Annotated in this window: 18 protein-coding genes; 4 read left to right on the forward strand and 14 right to left on the reverse strand. The window is 63.3% G+C overall.

Annotated features, from left to right (window positions below; all coding sequences use genetic code 11):
• Window positions 1-10: 10 nt before the first annotated feature.
• Both ABMC89_RS08480 and ABMC89_RS08485 read right to left on the reverse strand, forming a co-directional pair.
• On the reverse strand, window positions 11-535 hold the full coding sequence (locus ABMC89_RS08480) for a hypothetical protein (RefSeq protein WP_349567170.1): 525 nt from the start codon (window positions 533-535) through the stop codon (window positions 11-13).
• 27 nt (window positions 536-562) lie between these two features.
• Entirely contained in the window at window positions 563-1,282 is a 720-nt protein-coding gene (locus ABMC89_RS08485; RefSeq protein WP_349567172.1) for a 16S rRNA (uracil(1498)-N(3))-methyltransferase, read from the reverse strand.
• Between the two features lie 11 nt (window positions 1,283-1,293).
• Between ABMC89_RS08485 and ubiA the strand changes: the two genes are divergently transcribed.
• The 3 genes from ubiA to ABMC89_RS08500 all read left to right on the forward strand — a co-directional run bounded on the left by ubiA (window position 1,294) and on the right by ABMC89_RS08500 (window position 4,566).
• On the forward strand, window positions 1,294-2,268 hold the full coding sequence (gene ubiA, locus ABMC89_RS08490; RefSeq protein ID WP_349567174.1) for a 4-hydroxybenzoate octaprenyltransferase: 975 nt from the start codon (window positions 1,294-1,296) through the stop codon (window positions 2,266-2,268).
• A gap of 61 nt (window positions 2,269-2,329) precedes the next feature.
• A complete protein-coding gene (locus tag ABMC89_RS08495) occupies window positions 2,330-4,243 on the forward strand; it encodes an OmpA family protein (RefSeq protein WP_349567176.1) in 1,914 nt (637 codons plus the stop codon).
• Window positions 4,240-4,566: a hypothetical protein gene (locus ABMC89_RS08500; RefSeq protein WP_349567178.1), complete on the forward strand. Its 327-nt coding sequence runs from the start codon at window positions 4,240-4,242 to the stop codon at window positions 4,564-4,566. The genes ABMC89_RS08495 and ABMC89_RS08500 overlap by 4 nt, the downstream gene beginning before the upstream one ends.
• A 56-nt stretch (window positions 4,567-4,622) precedes the next feature.
• On the opposite strand, the gene ABMC89_RS08505 is transcribed toward ABMC89_RS08500, so the two are convergent.
• From ABMC89_RS08505 to ABMC89_RS08555, 11 genes are all read right to left on the reverse strand, one after another.
• Window positions 4,623-5,069 (reverse strand): universal stress protein, encoded by a 447-nt coding sequence (locus ABMC89_RS08505; RefSeq protein WP_349567180.1) that lies wholly within the window; start codon window positions 5,067-5,069, stop codon window positions 4,623-4,625.
• Window positions 5,070-5,135: 66 nt separating this feature from the next.
• Window positions 5,136-5,600 (reverse strand): molybdenum cofactor biosynthesis protein MoaE, encoded by a 465-nt coding sequence (locus ABMC89_RS08510; RefSeq protein ID WP_349567182.1) that lies wholly within the window; start codon window positions 5,598-5,600, stop codon window positions 5,136-5,138.
• A 1-nt stretch (window position 5,601) separates the two neighbouring features.
• Entirely contained in the window at window positions 5,602-5,847 is a 246-nt protein-coding gene (gene moaD, locus ABMC89_RS08515) for a molybdopterin converting factor subunit 1 (protein ID WP_349567184.1), read from the reverse strand.
• Window positions 5,847-6,512: a CDP-diacylglycerol--glycerol-3-phosphate 3-phosphatidyltransferase gene (gene pgsA, locus ABMC89_RS08520; RefSeq protein ID WP_349567186.1), complete on the reverse strand. Its 666-nt coding sequence runs from the start codon at window positions 6,510-6,512 to the stop codon at window positions 5,847-5,849. The genes moaD and pgsA overlap by 1 nt, the downstream gene beginning before the upstream one ends.
• Window positions 6,513-6,591: 79 nt before the next feature.
• Window positions 6,592-8,457, reverse strand: coding sequence for an excinuclease ABC subunit UvrC (gene uvrC / locus ABMC89_RS08525; protein ID WP_349567188.1), 1,866 nt, complete (start codon window positions 8,455-8,457; stop codon window positions 6,592-6,594).
• A gap of 284 nt (window positions 8,458-8,741) precedes the next feature.
• Window positions 8,742-9,521 (reverse strand): SDR family oxidoreductase, encoded by a 780-nt coding sequence (locus tag ABMC89_RS08530; RefSeq protein ID WP_349567190.1) that lies wholly within the window; start codon window positions 9,519-9,521, stop codon window positions 8,742-8,744.
• A gap of 9 nt (window positions 9,522-9,530) precedes the next feature.
• Window positions 9,531-10,496, reverse strand: coding sequence for a calcium/sodium antiporter (locus ABMC89_RS08535; protein ID WP_349567192.1), 966 nt, complete (start codon window positions 10,494-10,496; stop codon window positions 9,531-9,533).
• On the reverse strand, window positions 10,493-10,660 hold the full coding sequence (locus ABMC89_RS08540; protein WP_349567194.1) for a hypothetical protein: 168 nt from the start codon (window positions 10,658-10,660) through the stop codon (window positions 10,493-10,495). The genes ABMC89_RS08535 and ABMC89_RS08540 overlap by 4 nt, the downstream gene beginning before the upstream one ends.
• A gap of 1 nt (window position 10,661) precedes the next feature.
• Window positions 10,662-11,459, reverse strand: coding sequence for a S49 family peptidase (locus ABMC89_RS08545; RefSeq protein ID WP_349567196.1), 798 nt, complete (start codon window positions 11,457-11,459; stop codon window positions 10,662-10,664).
• Window positions 11,460-11,509: 50 nt separating this feature from the next.
• Complete coding sequence (locus ABMC89_RS08550) at window positions 11,510-12,271, reverse strand: ABC transporter permease (protein WP_349567198.1); 762 nt, start codon at window positions 12,269-12,271, stop codon at window positions 11,510-11,512.
• On the reverse strand, window positions 12,268-13,200 hold the full coding sequence (locus tag ABMC89_RS08555) for an ABC transporter ATP-binding protein (protein ID WP_349567200.1): 933 nt from the start codon (window positions 13,198-13,200) through the stop codon (window positions 12,268-12,270). Before ABMC89_RS08555 ends, ABMC89_RS08550 begins: the two co-directional genes overlap by 4 nt.
• A gap of 111 nt (window positions 13,201-13,311) precedes the next feature.
• On the opposite strand from ABMC89_RS08555, the gene ABMC89_RS08560 reads away from it, so the two are divergent.
• Window positions 13,312-14,292, forward strand: a complete 981-nt coding sequence (locus ABMC89_RS08560; protein ID WP_349567202.1) for a DMT family transporter — start codon at window positions 13,312-13,314, stop codon at window positions 14,290-14,292.
• Here the strand turns inward: ABMC89_RS08560 and ABMC89_RS08565 are convergent.
• A complete protein-coding gene (locus ABMC89_RS08565; RefSeq protein WP_349567204.1) occupies window positions 14,289-15,251 on the reverse strand; it encodes an NADPH:quinone oxidoreductase family protein in 963 nt (320 codons plus the stop codon). The genes ABMC89_RS08560 and ABMC89_RS08565 overlap by 4 nt on opposite strands.
• Between the last annotated feature and the right edge of the window lie 34 nt (window positions 15,252-15,285).

A 15,285-nucleotide genomic window follows, 5' to 3' on the forward strand; every position in this document is an offset into this window, starting at 1 on the left:
CACTGGAGCGTCAATGCAGCAGCGCGTGGGCCGGGCGCAAGGGGGTGCGTTCCCATATCACGACCGCTTGAGCCGTCCCGCCCCTGAGTTCGGACAGCATCCGTTCGGTGTGAAACTGCGGCAGCGACGCGTAGGCATCGAAAAGGGCGTCGGCATTTGCGGCGTTCACGGGGATCATCACCGGCTCCTGTCCCGGGGCGTCCAGCTGCCAGTGCGGCGGGCGTGCCGTGCGCACGAGGCTGATCCGCTCAAGATCGCGCAGCGCCACCACACCGCCCGTCAGCGGACCAAGATAGCTGACCTGCCCCTCATCGACCGACACCACGCCCGCCCCTTCGCCGTTGCCGCGAAACCGCGCGCGCTGCACGCCGATCCACGCGAGCGCGGCCCCGATCCCCACCAGCGCCACAGCGGGCACCGCCAACAGCCCGCCGGGCCCCAGCAGCCACCACAGGCCAAGACACACCAAGGCCCCTGCTACGAGAACCTCGCGCCAGCGCCACAGCGCGGCCTTGGCTTCAGGCCGGAAAAACATGCTGCCCCTCCAGCGAATACACCTGCGTCATTGCCAATCTCCGAACCGTTGCTGCCAGACTGTCAGCGCCGCGACCGCCGCCGTATCCGCGCGCAGGATGCGCGGGCCGAGCGACACGGGCACCGCTGCCGGATGTTCGCGCAGCCGCGTGCGTTCCCGGTCGGAAAAGCCGCCTTCGGGCCCGATGAAAATTGCCCAGGGGCCCGGATCGCCGGCCAGCGGGGCCTGATCGTCGGACAGCGCCTCGTCGCAGAACATGATCCGCCTATCCCCCGGCCATTGGTCGAGCAGCCTGTCCATGCGGTACAGATCGGCCACTTCGGGCACGTAGGTGCCACCGCATTGCTCGGCAGCCTCGACCGCATGTGTCTGCAACCGGTCGCGCTGGATCCGGCCCGCGTTGGTGAATTCGGTCTGGACAGGCACGATCCGCGCCGCCCCCATCTCGGCCGCCTTTTCGACGATGAAATCGGTGCGCGCCTTCTTGATTGGGGCGAAACACAGCCACAGGTCGGGCGGCATCTGCAAGGGGCGTGTCTGCGCGTCGACCCGCAGGGCGCCACCGCGCTTGCCGGCATCGGTGATCGTCGCGTGCCATTCGCCGTCACGGCCATTGAACAGCAACACCGCCCCGCCCACGGCCTGCCGCATCACCCCGAAAAGGTAATGCGCCTGCGCGCGGTCCAAAGGAACCGTTTGCTCCTGCCCCAAGGGGTGATCTACATACAGTCTGATTTTTGCGTCCATAAGGCCGATATATGCAAGACAGCCCTCCACCGCCAGAGCAGCCGTCAGACGGCGTGGTTGCAGATGCCTACGCGCGAAACTGGGTCGACCGCTACGCCCCTGCCGCCACGCGCCCCTACCTGCGCCTGAGCCGCGCCGACAGGCCCATCGGAACATGGCTGCTGCTGCTGCCCTGCTGGTGGGGGTTGAGCCTTGCGATGCTCTATGACGGGCAGGCGCGCTGGTCGGACTTGTGGATCTTCGCGGGCTGCGCCATCGGTGCCTTCCTGATGCGCGGCGCGGGCTGCACATGGAACGACATCACCGACCGCGACATCGACGCGCAGGTAGCGCGGACGAGGTCGCGGCCCATCCCCTCGGGTCAGGTCAGCACGCGGGGCGCGGTGGTCTGGATGGTCGTGCAGGCACTGGTATCCTTCTGCATCCTGCTGACGTTCAACGCCGCCGCGATCCGTCTGGGGATCCTCGCACTGGTGCCGGTGGCGATCTATCCCTTCGCCAAACGGTTCACCTGGTGGCCGCAGGTGTTTCTGGGTCTCGCCTTCAACTGGGGCGCCCTGCTGGCCTGGACGGCGCATACAGGCAGGCTCGATGCACCCGCTGTCGTGCTCTATCTGGCGGGGATCGCATGGACGTTGTTCTACGATACGATCTATGCCCATCAGGACACCGAGGACGACGCCCTGATCGGGGTGAAATCGACCGCGCGGCTCTTCGGGCAACGCTCCGGACAATGGCTGCGCCGGTTCCTCATGGCGACTGTCGGCCTGATGGGAATCGCCGTGGTCTATGCCGGTCTGCCGGAAGCGTCGGTGCTGGCGCTGGCCGTAGCGATCGCCGGGCCGTGGGCCATGGGCTGGCACATGGCGTGGCAGCTGCGCGGCCTCGACATCGACGATCCGGCCAAGATGCTGCAATTGTTTCGGGCCAACCGCGATACCGGCGTGATCCCGCTGCTGTTTTTCGCCACCGCGTTGCTGCTGTGATTGCACGTCCGCACTTGCCATCGTATCACCTTTGGACCGTCAACAGACGTTGAAAGAATCCATGCGACTGTCATCCCTCCTCATGATTTTCCTCACTTTTGCCGCTGCCGCAGTGGTGTCACTGGTTGCTGCGAATTTCTCGGTAAAGCTGATAGAGGAGTCATCGGAGATCGGTGTGCGGGACGCTCTGGACGCGCGGGGCATGACCTGGGCAGAGGTGCAGGCCAACGGATTGCAGATCGCGCTCTCCGGCACCGCGCCGACCGAGGCAATCCGCTTCTCCGCGCTGAGCACAGCTGGAACGGTTGTCGATGCGGCACGCGTGGTGGACGAAATGAGCGTCGCGGCGCAGGATGCGATCGCGCCACCCAAATTCTCGGCCGAGATATTGCGCAACGACAGCGGCCTGTCGGTCATCGGCCTGATCCCAACCGCCACCGACCGCGATTATGTCATCGCACGCTTCAACAGCCTTCAGGGGTCCACCGGTGTCACCGACCTGCTGGAAAGCGCCGATTACCCCGCGCCCGACGGCTGGGACCGCGCGCTTGATTTCGCGCTGAGCGCCATGAGCCGTCTGCCGCGCGCGAAAGTGTCGGTCGAGGCCAATCGCGTGGCGATTACCGCGATCACCGACAGCGCGCAGGCCAAGGCAGACCTTGAACGATACCTCGAACGCACGGTGCCCTCCGAGGTCGAACTGATCCTCGAGATTTCCGCGCCGCGTCCGGTCATCACCCCCTTCACCACGCGGTTCCAGATCACCGAGAACGGCGCACGTTTCGATGCCTGTTCGGCTGATACCGAAGCCGCGCTGGAGCGCATCGTCGCGACCGCCGTGGCCGCCGGTGCGGAGGATCCGCGCTGTACCGTGGGCCTCGGCGTGCCAAGCCCCAGCTGGGCCGATGCCGTCACGGCCTCCATCAACGCGCTGGCAAAGATCGGCGGCGGATCGGTGACCATCGCGGACGCCGATATCACGCTGGTTGCCGCCGAAGGCACCAGCCAGTCGGAATTCGACACGGTGGTGGGCGAGCTGGAAAGCACCCTGCCCGATGTTTTTGCCCTTCAGGCCAGTCTGCCCGACACCGTCGATCCGAATGCCGGTCCACAGGAATTCACCGCCACGCTGAGCCCCGAGGGCCAGGTACAGCTGCGCGGCCGGGTGTCTGACGTGGCGCTGCGCGAACTGGCCACCAGCTATGCCAAGGCGCGCTTCGGATCCGACAGGGTGTACACGGCGACGCGGGTTGTCGATGACCTGCCGAAGGACTGGACAACCCGTGTGCTTGCCGGTCTGGAAGGACTGGGGATGCTCAGCAACGGGGCGCTGCGGGTCACGCCAGACGGGCTGAGCCTGTCCGGCAATACCGGGAATCCCGATGCCTCGACCGAGGTCGCGTCCTTGTTGGCCGGGAAGCTGGGCGAAGGCGCCAGTTTCGACGTCGACGTGACCTATCAGGAAAAGCTCGACCCCGTTCTGGGGCTGCCGACGCCGGACGAATGCGAGGCCGAGATCGCGGAAATCGTGTCGCGCGGAAAGATCAACTTCGAGCCGGGATCGGCAACCATCGACGCTTCGGCGCTCGGCACCATGGACGACATCGCCGAAGTGCTGAAAACCTGCGGTGATATCCCGCTGGAAATCCAGGGCTATACCGACAGCCAGGGCCGCGAGAGCATGAATCTGTCGCTGAGCCAGAGCCGCGCGGAATCGGTACTCAACGAGCTGCGCGCGCGCCGTGTGCTGACCGGCTCCTACAGCGCCAAGGGCTACGGCGAGGAAAACCCCATCGCCGATAACCAGACCGAAGAAGGCCGCGAGGCAAACCGCCGGATCGAATTCAAACTGATCCGTCCGGACACTGTGGACACGCCCGAACAAACAACGCTAGAAAGCGCCGCCGAGGGCGCTGATCCCGCGCCTGCGGACGCCCAGCCAGAAGACGCAGAAGAAGAAAGCACCACCGAATGAGCCCTCGTTTCCAATTCGTTCTGACGACAGCGGCCATTCTGTTCGTGGCTTTTTGCCTCGGATGGTTCGCAAACTGGCTTTTGCATCGCTTCACCCGCGTGGCCGCCGACGATGTGGCACAGCTGGACCGGATGAGCCAGGAACTGCACGAAGCCGAAGAAACCCGCGATCAGGCGATCACCTATCTTCAGCAGCGCGAGGCAGAGCTGACCAACCAGCTGGCCCAGACCGAGGCGGAACTGCGCGCCGCGATGGACGGCCTCAGGGACGCGCGTCACGAGACCGAAGAGCTGCGCGCATGGATCGACAGGCAGGACAAATAAGGCCGCGACTCGCGTCACGGCCTGCCTCTGTCCGGTCGGAATAGTGCCGTCGGGCCCTAGGGCACCGTCAGACACGCGCAGGGCGCAAGCTTGCTGATCTGGTGCGACGTGCTTCCCAACACCAGCGCGCCCAAATCCCCCAGCCCACGCCGGCCCGTCACGATCAGATCGGCATTGATCGCCTTGGCGCGCGATACGATATCATGCGCCGGATCGCCCGTGCCGATATGGACCTCGACGTCTTTCACATCCGCTTCAGCCGCGATTTCCTTGGCCTGCTGCGCCATATGCTCCGCCGCTTCGCGCAACATGTCGGCCTGCGCCGCGGTCTGCCCCACATAGACGCCCGAGATGACCTCGGCGGCGTGGGTCACTGTCTCTCCGCGGGGGGTGTGCATGATCTCGACGCGTGCGCCCAGCGAATTGGCCAGCGCGCAGCCCGTCTTGATCGCGCGGGCCGCCGGATCCGACCCGTCGTATCCGATGATGATGGATTTGAACATTGCGTGTTCTCCTGTGTTGGATGTCGCGAGAATCGCAGGTCCTGCCGCAGGCCGCGTTGATCCAGATCAATCCCCTGCAGGATCGCCCGACCACCTCTCGAGTGCGCGTTCGTCGGCGTCGCGGGCCGCAACCCACGCGGCACCGTCTTCGGTGATTTCACGCTTCCAGAAGGGTGCGCGGCTTTTGAGGTAGTCCATGAGGAATTCCGCCGCGTCAAAGGCATCCTTGCGGTGCGGCGCTGCGGTGGCGACCATCATGATCATCTCGCCCGGGGTCAGCCGCCCGAAGCGGTGGATGACCAGCACATCGCCCAGGGCAAACCGGTCGCGCGCCTCGGTCGCGATCTTTTTCAGCGCGCCTTCGGTCATCCCCGGATAGTGTTCGATCTCCATCGCGTGCAATGTCGATCCGGGCAGATCACGGACCACACCGGTGAAGGTGACGACGGCACCCATGTCGGTGCGCGCGCGGGCGAATTCCGCGGTCTCGCGTCCCAGATCGAACGGTTCGCTCTGCACCGAAATCCGCATATCAGCCGCCCGTCATCGGCGGGAAAAACGCAACTTCGCGCACCCCTTCTAGGGATGCGTCGAATTCGGAGAGTTCCTGATCCAGCGCCACGCGAAGCGCCGAGGTATCCTCGAAGGCGGCGGCATAGCGTTCCTCGCGCGCGCGCAGCTCGTCCACCAGATCGTTCACCGTCGGCGCCGATGTGTTCACGGTCTCGCGGGCGATGCCGATGCGTTCGCGGACCCAAGCGAAATAAAGAACGTCCATTAGCTTTCATCCTTCAGATAGGGCAGCGCCTTGCGGAAATAATCCCAGCCTGTGATGGCCGTCAGCGCCGCCGCCAGCCACAACAGGATCAGCCCGACGATGCCGGACCAGTCAGTCGCAGCCACCTTCCACCCCAGCCCCAGCACGTCTTCCTGCTGGCCGCTCAGGATGCCCTGCACCATCGCCGCGTCCATGCCGTAGACGCTCATGCCGAGGTAGTGTTCGAACACCCCCTGACTGAACAGGACGGCGATCGCGGTCATCTGCACCGTGGTTTTCCATTTCGCCAGCTTGGTCACCTTCAGCGTCCCGGCAGTGTCGCCCAGAAACTCGCGCAGGCCCGATACGAAAACCTCGCGGAACAGGATCACCGTCGCGGGCAGGATCAGCCACGGCGACCAGCTGGAGAAGCCGACGATCACCATCAGGGCGATCACCACCATCGCCTTGTCCGCGATCGGGTCCAGCATCGCGCCCAGTTTGGTCTCTTGTTTCCAGCTGCGCGCCAGATAACCGTCAAACCAGTCCGTCACCGCCGCAGAGACGAAAAGCAACAGCGCGAACCAGTCCGCATAGGGCCGCGTGAAGTAGAGAAACATCACAGCCACGGCGGGGGCCGCAAGAAGACGCAGAACAGTCAGGCTGTTGGGAAAATTCAGTGTCATGGGCGCACCCTATACGCAGGCCGTGCCGGGTAAAAGGACCGAGCCCCGCCCGCCAGCGAATAATGCCACAAACATGCTCTCAGGCCCCCTCGTGGAAGTAGGCATAGATCGTCTCGGCCAGCGCATCGGACACACCGTCGACCGCCTTGAGATCGCTCAGGTTGGCGCGCGATACCGCCTTGGCCGATCCGAAATGCGCCAGCAGCGCGCGTTTGCGCGCAGCCCCGACGCCCGGCACGTCATCGAGCGGGGTTGCCCCCACGGATTTCGCCCGCTTCGCGCGGTGGGTGCCGATGGCGAACCTGTGCGCCTCGTCCCTGAGCCGCTGGATGAAATAGAGGACCGGATCGTTGTGCCGCAGCGCCTTCACCGGCTTGCCGGTACGGTAGAACTCTTCCTTGCCCGCGTCACGGTCCTCGCCCTTGGCCACGCCCACCATGGGAATATCCTCTACCCCGTATTCGCGCATGATCTCGCGCACGGCGCTGACCTGCCCCGCGCCGCCGTCGATCAGCAGAAGATCGGGCCAATGGCCTTCCTTCCGCTCCGGGTCCTCCTTGATCAGGCGCTTGAACCGGCGGGTCAGGACCTCTTTCATCATGCCGAAATCATCGCCGGGGGTAAGGCTGTCGCCGCGGATATTGAACTTGCGGTACTGGTTCTTCATCAACCCTTCCGGCCCCGCGACGATCATCGCGCCAACGGCGTAGGCCCCCTGAATATGCGAGTTGTCGTAGACCTCGATCCGCTCTGGCACCGCTTCTAGATCGAAGGCTTCCGCGATACCGCGCAGCAGTTTCGTCTGGGTGGCGCTTTCGGCCATCTTGCGGGCAAGGCTCTCGCGGGCGTTGCGCAGGGCACTGTCGATCAGCTCTGCCTTCTCGCCCCGCTGCGGCACCAGTATCTCGACCTTGCGGTCGATCTTGGTGCCCAGGGCTTCGGCCATCAGATCGGGGTTCTCGATCTCGTTGCTCAGGATCAGCTGGCGGGGCGGCTCACGGGTGTCGTAGAATTGCCCGACGAAGGCCTCCAGCACCTCGGCGGCATCCACATCGTCGCCCACGCGCGGATAGTAGTCGTGGTTGCCCCAGTTCTGGCCGGAGCGGATGAAGAACACCTGCACACAGGCCTGACCGTCCTGAAGGTGGAGCGCGATGATGTCGGCTTCGGTCACGTTCCTGGGGTTGATGCCCTGTGCGGTCTGCACTTGCGTCAGCGCCTTGATCCGGTCCCGCAGGGCGGCGGCGCGTTCGAATTCCATATCCTCGCTCGCCTGCGCCATCTCGGCGGCAAGGCGGCCCTGAATATCGGTCGTCTTGCCCGACAGGAACTTCTGCGCGTCGCGCACGGTCTGGGCATAATCCGCGGCACTGATCTTGCCCACGCAGGGCGCCGAACACCGCTTGATCTGGTGTTGCAGGCACGGGCGCGTGCGGCTTTCGAACTGCGAATTGCTGCAATCACGCAGCAGGAACACCCGCTGGAGCTGGTTCAATGTCCGGTTCACCGCCCCCGCGCTGGCGAAGGGGCCGTAATATGCGCCCTTTTCCTTCTTCGCACCGCGATGCTTCTTGATCTGCGGGTAGTCGTGGTCCGTCGTCACGAGAATGTTGGGGAAACTCTTGTCGTCGCGCAGCAGCACGTTGAACTTCGGCTTGAGCTGCTTGATGAGGTTTTGCTCGAGCAACAGCGCCTCGGTTTCGGTGCGCGTCGTCAGGAACATCATCGAGGCGGTATTCGAGATCATCCGCGCGATGCGCGGGCTGTGACCGGTGGGCCGCGCATAGCTGCTGACCCGTGCTTTCAGATTGCGTGCCTTGCCGACATAGAGAACGCGGCTTTCCGAATCCAGCATCCTGTAGACGCCCGGTGACCCGTCGAGCGTGCGAAGATATCCTTGGATAACCTCGTGTCCGAGTGGTTGCGTCTGGTCCGTTCCGGGCATGGTCTGTCGATTCTCTTTCCTCTTCACGTTTCGCAGATCCGATCAATGCGAAACATGTCCACCGTTCCTGTGGATAACTGCGCGTATAACTTTTGGAAGCTATGTATTTTGCCTTCAATTCTAAAGAGTTCGTTAATGTGCCCAATAAATGGGCATCAATATACATCATTGAAAACGTTAACTATTTTTATTGAAGCGCAAATCTCCCGCCTCCAAAACTGACCTAAGGTAACATCTCACAGCGCGATACGGTACCGGTGCAAAACTCCTGTAGTCACCTGCGTTTACTCCACTCCGACCACGTCCGGCGTGCGCCAGGCCAGGTGTTGCCCGCCGTCCACACAGACCAGTTGACCGGTGACAGAAGGCATATCCAGAAAGTATTCCAGCGTCCGGCAGATATCGCTTGGATCGGGTCCGCGCTCGAGGATCAGCGCCTCGCGCTGTTTGCGGAAATGCTCTTCGGATTGCCGGCCGCCTTTCAGCGTGGGCCCTGGCCCGATCGCGTTCACGCGGATCGCCGGTGCCAGCGCCTGAGACAGCGTTTGCGTGAGAGCCCAGAGCCCCATCTTGGCCAGGCCGTAGGTCATGAACTCAGGCGTTGGTTTGCGCACACGCTGGTCGATCATGTTGACGATCACGCCCGCTGCGACAGCCTCGCCGTTTTCATCCTCGCCCGGCGTCAGCCCCTGCTGGCTCATCGCCTGGCTGAGAACGAAGGGCGCGCGCAGGTTCGAGTTGATATGGCGGTCCCAGCTTTCACGGGTTGCCGTGTCGATATTGTCGTACTCGAAGATGGAGGCGTTGTTGATCAGGCAGGTGATCTTGCCGCCCAGCGCCTCAGCGGCCCGCGGCAACAGGCCTTCCATCTCGTCAAGGTTCAGAAGATCCGCCTGGACGGGCTGCGCGTTGCGCCCCATGGCCCGCAATTCGTCCACGACCTCCTGCGCGCCCTCCCGAGAGCTTGCGTAATGTACCGCGACGTCATAGCCGCGCTGCCCCAGTGTAAGCGCCATTGCGCGGCCCAGACGGTGCCCCGCCCCTGTTACCAAAGCTCGTGTCATGGGATCTCCCTAGAATGCCAGTATCACGTAGAGATAGGCGACATAGAGCGCGGTCAATGCGATCCCCCAGAACCGCGTGATATTCCAGCCCATAAACACGAAGGGAACCAGAATAAGCGAGGAGGCCAGCATGACCCACAGATCGAAACGCAGGAACTCGGGATCGACACGGATCGGACCGACAAGGCTGGCAATGCCGATGATCGCCAGAAGGTTGAACATGTTCGACCCGATGACGTTGCCCAGCGCCACATCCGCCTGACGCCGCAGGGCCGCGGCAACGGTCGTCGCCAGCTCGGGCAGAGAGGTCCCGACGGCGACGAGGGTCAGGCCGATAACGGTATCGCTGACCCCGAACTCGCGCGCGATGATCGTCGCGTTGTCCACTAGCAGCGATGCGCCAGCCGGCAGGCCGATCAGGCCAAGCGCGAGGTAGAGACCGATTTTCCAGCCGGGCATGTCCGGGTCGACCCCTTCGAGGTCCTCTTCCACATCGGTGGCGCAGGCCTGCTCCCCGTTGCGGTGGGCACGGGCATCCCGCGCAGCGGTATAAAGCATCACGGCAAGCGCCAGCAGAAGCACGACAGCCGCGATCCAGTCGAAGACACCGCGGAAGGCCAGAATGATGAACAGCACCGTGGCGGCGATCATCTGCTTGTAGGACGTGCGCGTGTCGCATTCCGAAGTATGCATCGTCGCAAGCAGCGCAGGCAGGCCCAGGACCAGAAGGACATTCGCGGTATTTGATCCCACGACGTTGCCCAGCGCGATGCCCGGCACATCGTCCAGCACCGCCTTGATCGAGATCAGAAGCTCGGGCGCGGAGGTCCCGAAGGCCACGATGGTCAGCGAAACGATCAGCGCGGGTATCCCCACCCGCAGGCTGAGGTTTACCGCACCCTTGACCAGCGCGTCCCCCGCGCACACCAGAATAAGAAGGCCAAGGCCCGCCAGCAGCCACACCTGAAGGATCATCCCCGCCCCCCTTCACAGGGGCATGGCCCCTTGCCGATGCGAAAGCGCCCGCAGGAGCGACACTTCTTCTGGGTAAGGGTTTTGCCGCCGATCCAGTGCATTTTACCGAACCAGCCCAAGACCCCAATAAAGACGAGGAACAGTGCGACGATCTTCAGGATCATTCTAAAGCCCGAACCGTGCGTATTCCGCACGTTCTTCGACGGCGCCTAGCGCATCGGCCACGATCCGCGCGCCAAAGCGCGACAGCAGGCCCTTCTTGATGCCGTAGCGGCGGAATTTGACCTTGTCGCCGAAACGGTCCTTGAGATGCGGTTTCAGATGACCGATCCCGTCGATCAATCCCAGCTCGGTGGCGCGCCGCGCCAGCCAGATCTCTCCGGTAAACAGATCACGGTCCTCCGGCAGCTTACCGGACCGGCGCGCGGTGACGTGATCCTTGAAGTTCACATGGATATCCTCAAGCAGCTCCTTGAGCCGCTCGATATCCTCGTCCTTGGCCGGGCGGAACGGGTCGAGCATGGATTTCGACTGGCCTGCGGTATAGACGCGCCGCTCGATCCCGTAGCGGCCGATCAGCTCGTGCAGGCCGAAGCCGGCCGAGATCACGCCGATGGACCCCACAACCGAGGACGGATCGGCATAGATTTCGTCCGCCGCAGCGGCCAGCCAATAGCCACCGGAGGCGGCGACATCCTCGACAAAGGCGATTACGGGGATTTCCTTTTCCTCGGCAAGGCGCCGGATACGCGCACCGATCAGCGAGGACTGCACCGGGCTGCCGCCGGGCGAATTGATCTCAAGCGCGACGGCTGCGGGCTTGCCTTTGGAAAACGCCTTTTCGATCACCGGACCCAGCGTTGCGTCGCTGAGCACACCACGCCCCGTCGCTCCGATCACACCAGACAGGCGGATAACGGCGACGGTGGGCTGCTTTTTCAGGAAAGGAAACCATTCTGTCATGCTGGCCTATGTAGAACGCCCCGCCGCCCGCAACAAGGAGCGCGCCCCGATTATTCCCGGATGCGCCAGCCCGTGCGGAAGATCCACCAGATTATCCCAAGGCACAGGGTGGTGAAGGCGGCAATCGCCAGCAGGCTGATCCCGATGGGGACATCCGCAGAGCCATAGAACGACCACCGGAAGCCCGAGATCAGATAGACCACCGGGTTGAAATGCGAAATCGTCTGCCACACCGGCGGCAGCATGGTGATGGAATAGAACGACCCGCCAAGGAAGATCAGCGGCGTGATGATCAGCAGCGGCACAAGCTGCAGCTGCTCGAAATTGCCTGCCCAGATGCCGATGATAAAGCCCATCAGCGCAAAGCTGATGCAGGTCAGCACCAGAAACCCGACCATCGCCAGCGGGTGCATGATCTCGAAATCGACGAACAGATAGGCCGTGGCCAGAATGATCGTCCCGATAAACAGCGCCTTGGTCGCCGCGGCCCCGACATAGCCCATGACGATTTCCAGAAAATTCACCGGAGCGGACAGCAACTCGAAGATCGTACCGATGAACTTGGGAAAGTAGATGCCGAAGCTTGCGTTGCTGATCGACTGGGTGATGACGCTGAGCATGATCAGCCCGGGCACGATGAACGCCCCATAGCTGACCCCCTCGATCTGGTCGATGCGGCTGCCGATGGCCGCCCCGAAGACCACGAAATAGAGCGACGTGGACACCACGGGCGAGATGAAGCTTTGCATGATGGTGCGAAAGAAACGCGCCATCTCGAAAACGTATATGGATTTTACCGCCGTCCAGTTCATGCGTCTTCTCCTTCGTGTACGAGGCCCACGAAAATCTCCTCAAGGCTCGACTGTCGCGTCACCACGTCGCGCAGGACCAGCCCCGCAGCGGAGACTTCGGACAAGAGCTTGGTGATGCCGGTACGTTCGCGGTTCACATCGTAGGTATAGATCAGCGCCTGCCCGTCCGCAGAAAGCCGCAGCGCGTCGGATCTGAGGCTTTCGGGAATCGCGTCGATCCGTTCGGTCAACTGCACTTCCAGTTCCTTCTTGCCCATCCGCGCCATCAGCTTGTCCTTGTCTTCCACCAGCAGGATCTCGCCCTTCGAGATCACACCGATCCGGTCGGCGATGGCCTCGGCCTCTTCGATATAGTGGGTGGTCAGGATGATCGTCACACCGTCGCGCTTCAGGTCGGCGACGATCTCCCACATGTCGCGGCGTAGCTCCACGTCCACGCCCGCTGTCGGCTCGTCCAGAAACAATACGCGCGGCTCGTGGGCCAAGGCCTTGGCGATCAGCACACGGCGCTTCATACCGCCCGACAGCTCGCGGATCTGGTTGTCGCGCTTGTCCCACAGCGAAAGCTGCTTGAGGATCTTTTCCATCAGCGCAGGATCGGCACGCTTGCCGAACAGACCGCGCGAGAATTTCACCGTGTTCTGCACCCGTTCGAACGGCTCGAGGTTGATCTCTTGCGGGACCAGACCGATCATCGACCGCGCGGCGCGAAAATCGCTGACAGTGTCATGCCCGCCGACCTTGACCGCGCCGGAGGTTGCAGTCGTGATGCCGCAAATGGTGGAAATCAGCGTGGTCTTGCCCGCCCCGTTCGGCCCCAGAAGGGCAAGGATCTCTCCTTCCTCGATTTGCAGGTTCACGCCTTTGAGGGCTTCGAACCCGTCCGCGTAGGATTTGCGCAGGTCCTGTACGTCAACGATGGGGGACATGGTGGTGCTCCGGTCTTGGGAGCCTCTACCTAGGACGGAACGGCGCCGGTCAACAAGGGTGTGCGGCATTGGGGGTGGACAGGGTCAACGGATTTGATCAAACCTCTGGCCATGACCACTCTTCCCCAAAACCGCGCGGGCGCCGCGATCGCCTTTGTGCTGTTCGGGGTGCTTTGCATCTCGCTCAACGATATGCTGATCAAACAGCTTTCGTCCGGCTACCCGCTGCACCAGATCGTTTTCTTTCGCTCGTTCATCGCGCTGATCTGCACCTTTGCCATCCTGCGGTTCGAAGGCGGGTTTGCGGCGCTGAGAACCGATGCGCCGGGTCTGCATGTGATGCGCGGGTTGCTGGTCGTGGTGGCGAACATGGCCTATTTTCTGGCGCTCGCGGTACTGCCCTTGGCGGATGCGACCGCGCTGTTCTTTGCCGCGCCGCTGTTCATCACCCTGCTGTCGATCCCGATCCTTGGCGAACGTGTCGGCCCGCTGCGGCTGGGGGCGGTCGTTCTGGGGTTCATCGGCGTGGTGATCATGCAGCGCCCGTGGGAGAGCAGCGCCAGCCTTGACGTGTCGCGGCTGGTCCTGTTGCTGCCCGTGCTGTCGGCCCTGACCTATGCGCTGAACCAGTTGATGACACGGCGGCTGGGCATGAAGGCCCCCGCGTCGGTGCTGGCCATCTACATTCAGGGCACATTCGTTCTGGTCTCGGTCGGGTTCTATCTGGTGGCCGGTGACGGAAGGCTTGCGGAAGGTCTGGAAAACCGGTCCCTGATCTTTCTTCTGCGCGCGTGGGTCTGGCCCGCGCCGCAGGACTTCTGGGTGCTGATCGGCATGGGGGTGAACGGCGCGCTGATCGGGTATTGCCTCAGCCAGGCCTACCGGATCGCGGATGCGGCGACGGTCGCGCCATTCGAATACATCGGCCTGCCGCTTGCCGTGTTCTGGGGCTTCGCCGTTTTCGGCGATCTGCCCAGCTGGGAAGTCTGGACCGGCATCGCGCTGATCCTCGCCTCGGGTCTCTTTGTCTTCTTCCGCGAGCGCGCCGTGGCGCGCCGTGTCACACCGCGCCCGGTGGCAAGACGCCACTAGGACGTGGTGATCACGACCTTGCCCGTGGCCTTGCGCGTGCGCAGCAACTCCAGCCCCTCGTGGGTCCGCTCCAGTGGCAGCACATTGCTGACGTGCGGGCGGATCTTGCCCTCAACGTACCAGTCGGTGAGCGTCCTGAAACTGTCGGTAAGCACCTTGGGGTTCAGCGCCGCATAACCGCCCCAGTAGAGGCCCAGAACACTGATGTTCTTGACCAGAATGATGTTGGCCGGAATTTGCGGCACCTCGCCACTGGCAAAGCCGAGCGGCAGGATGCGGGCTTCGCGGTTGCAGGCCCGCAGCGCGGCCTTGAACTGGTCGCCGCCTACCGGATCATAGACGACATCGGCACCGCCCAGCGATTTCACGACCTCGCGGATATCGCCGCTGTCTGAATCGATCGTGTGATCGGCGCCCATCCTGCGGCAGATTTCGAGCTTCTCCTCGCCCCGTGCGCAGGCAATCACCTCTGCGCCCATGACCTTGCCCAGCTCCACAGCAGTCAGTCCGACACCACCGGACGCCCCCAGCACCAGAAGCCGCTCACCGGGTCGCATGCGCGCCTTGTAGTCGAGGGCGACGTGGCTGGTGCCATAGGCGATCAGAAACGCCGCGGCATCCTCGAAGGACATCTCGTCGGGGATCTGGACACATATGTCGGCGGGAATGGCGGCATAATCGGCCAGCCCGTGAAACCCGGAATAGGCCGCGATGCGCTGGCCGGGTTCCAGATCCCTCACACCCTCGCCCACGGCTTCGACCGTGCCGGCCAGCTCCATGCCCAATGTCGCGGGAAGCGGCGGCTTTTCCTGATAGGTGCCCTTGATGATCAGCAGATCACCGAAATTCAGGCCACAGGCCGCTACCTTGACCAGAACCTCGCCCGCGCGGGGCTGCGGCTTGTCGATCTCGCGCAGTTCCAGAGGCTGATCGTGGGCGGTAAGCTGCATCGCGCGCATGGGGTGTCTCCTGTTTCCTGGCGCGCAGACTGCC

This window comes from Sulfitobacter sp. HNIBRBA3233 (assembly GCF_040149665.1).
GTDB lineage: Bacteria > Pseudomonadota > Alphaproteobacteria > Rhodobacterales > Rhodobacteraceae > Sulfitobacter > Sulfitobacter marinivivus.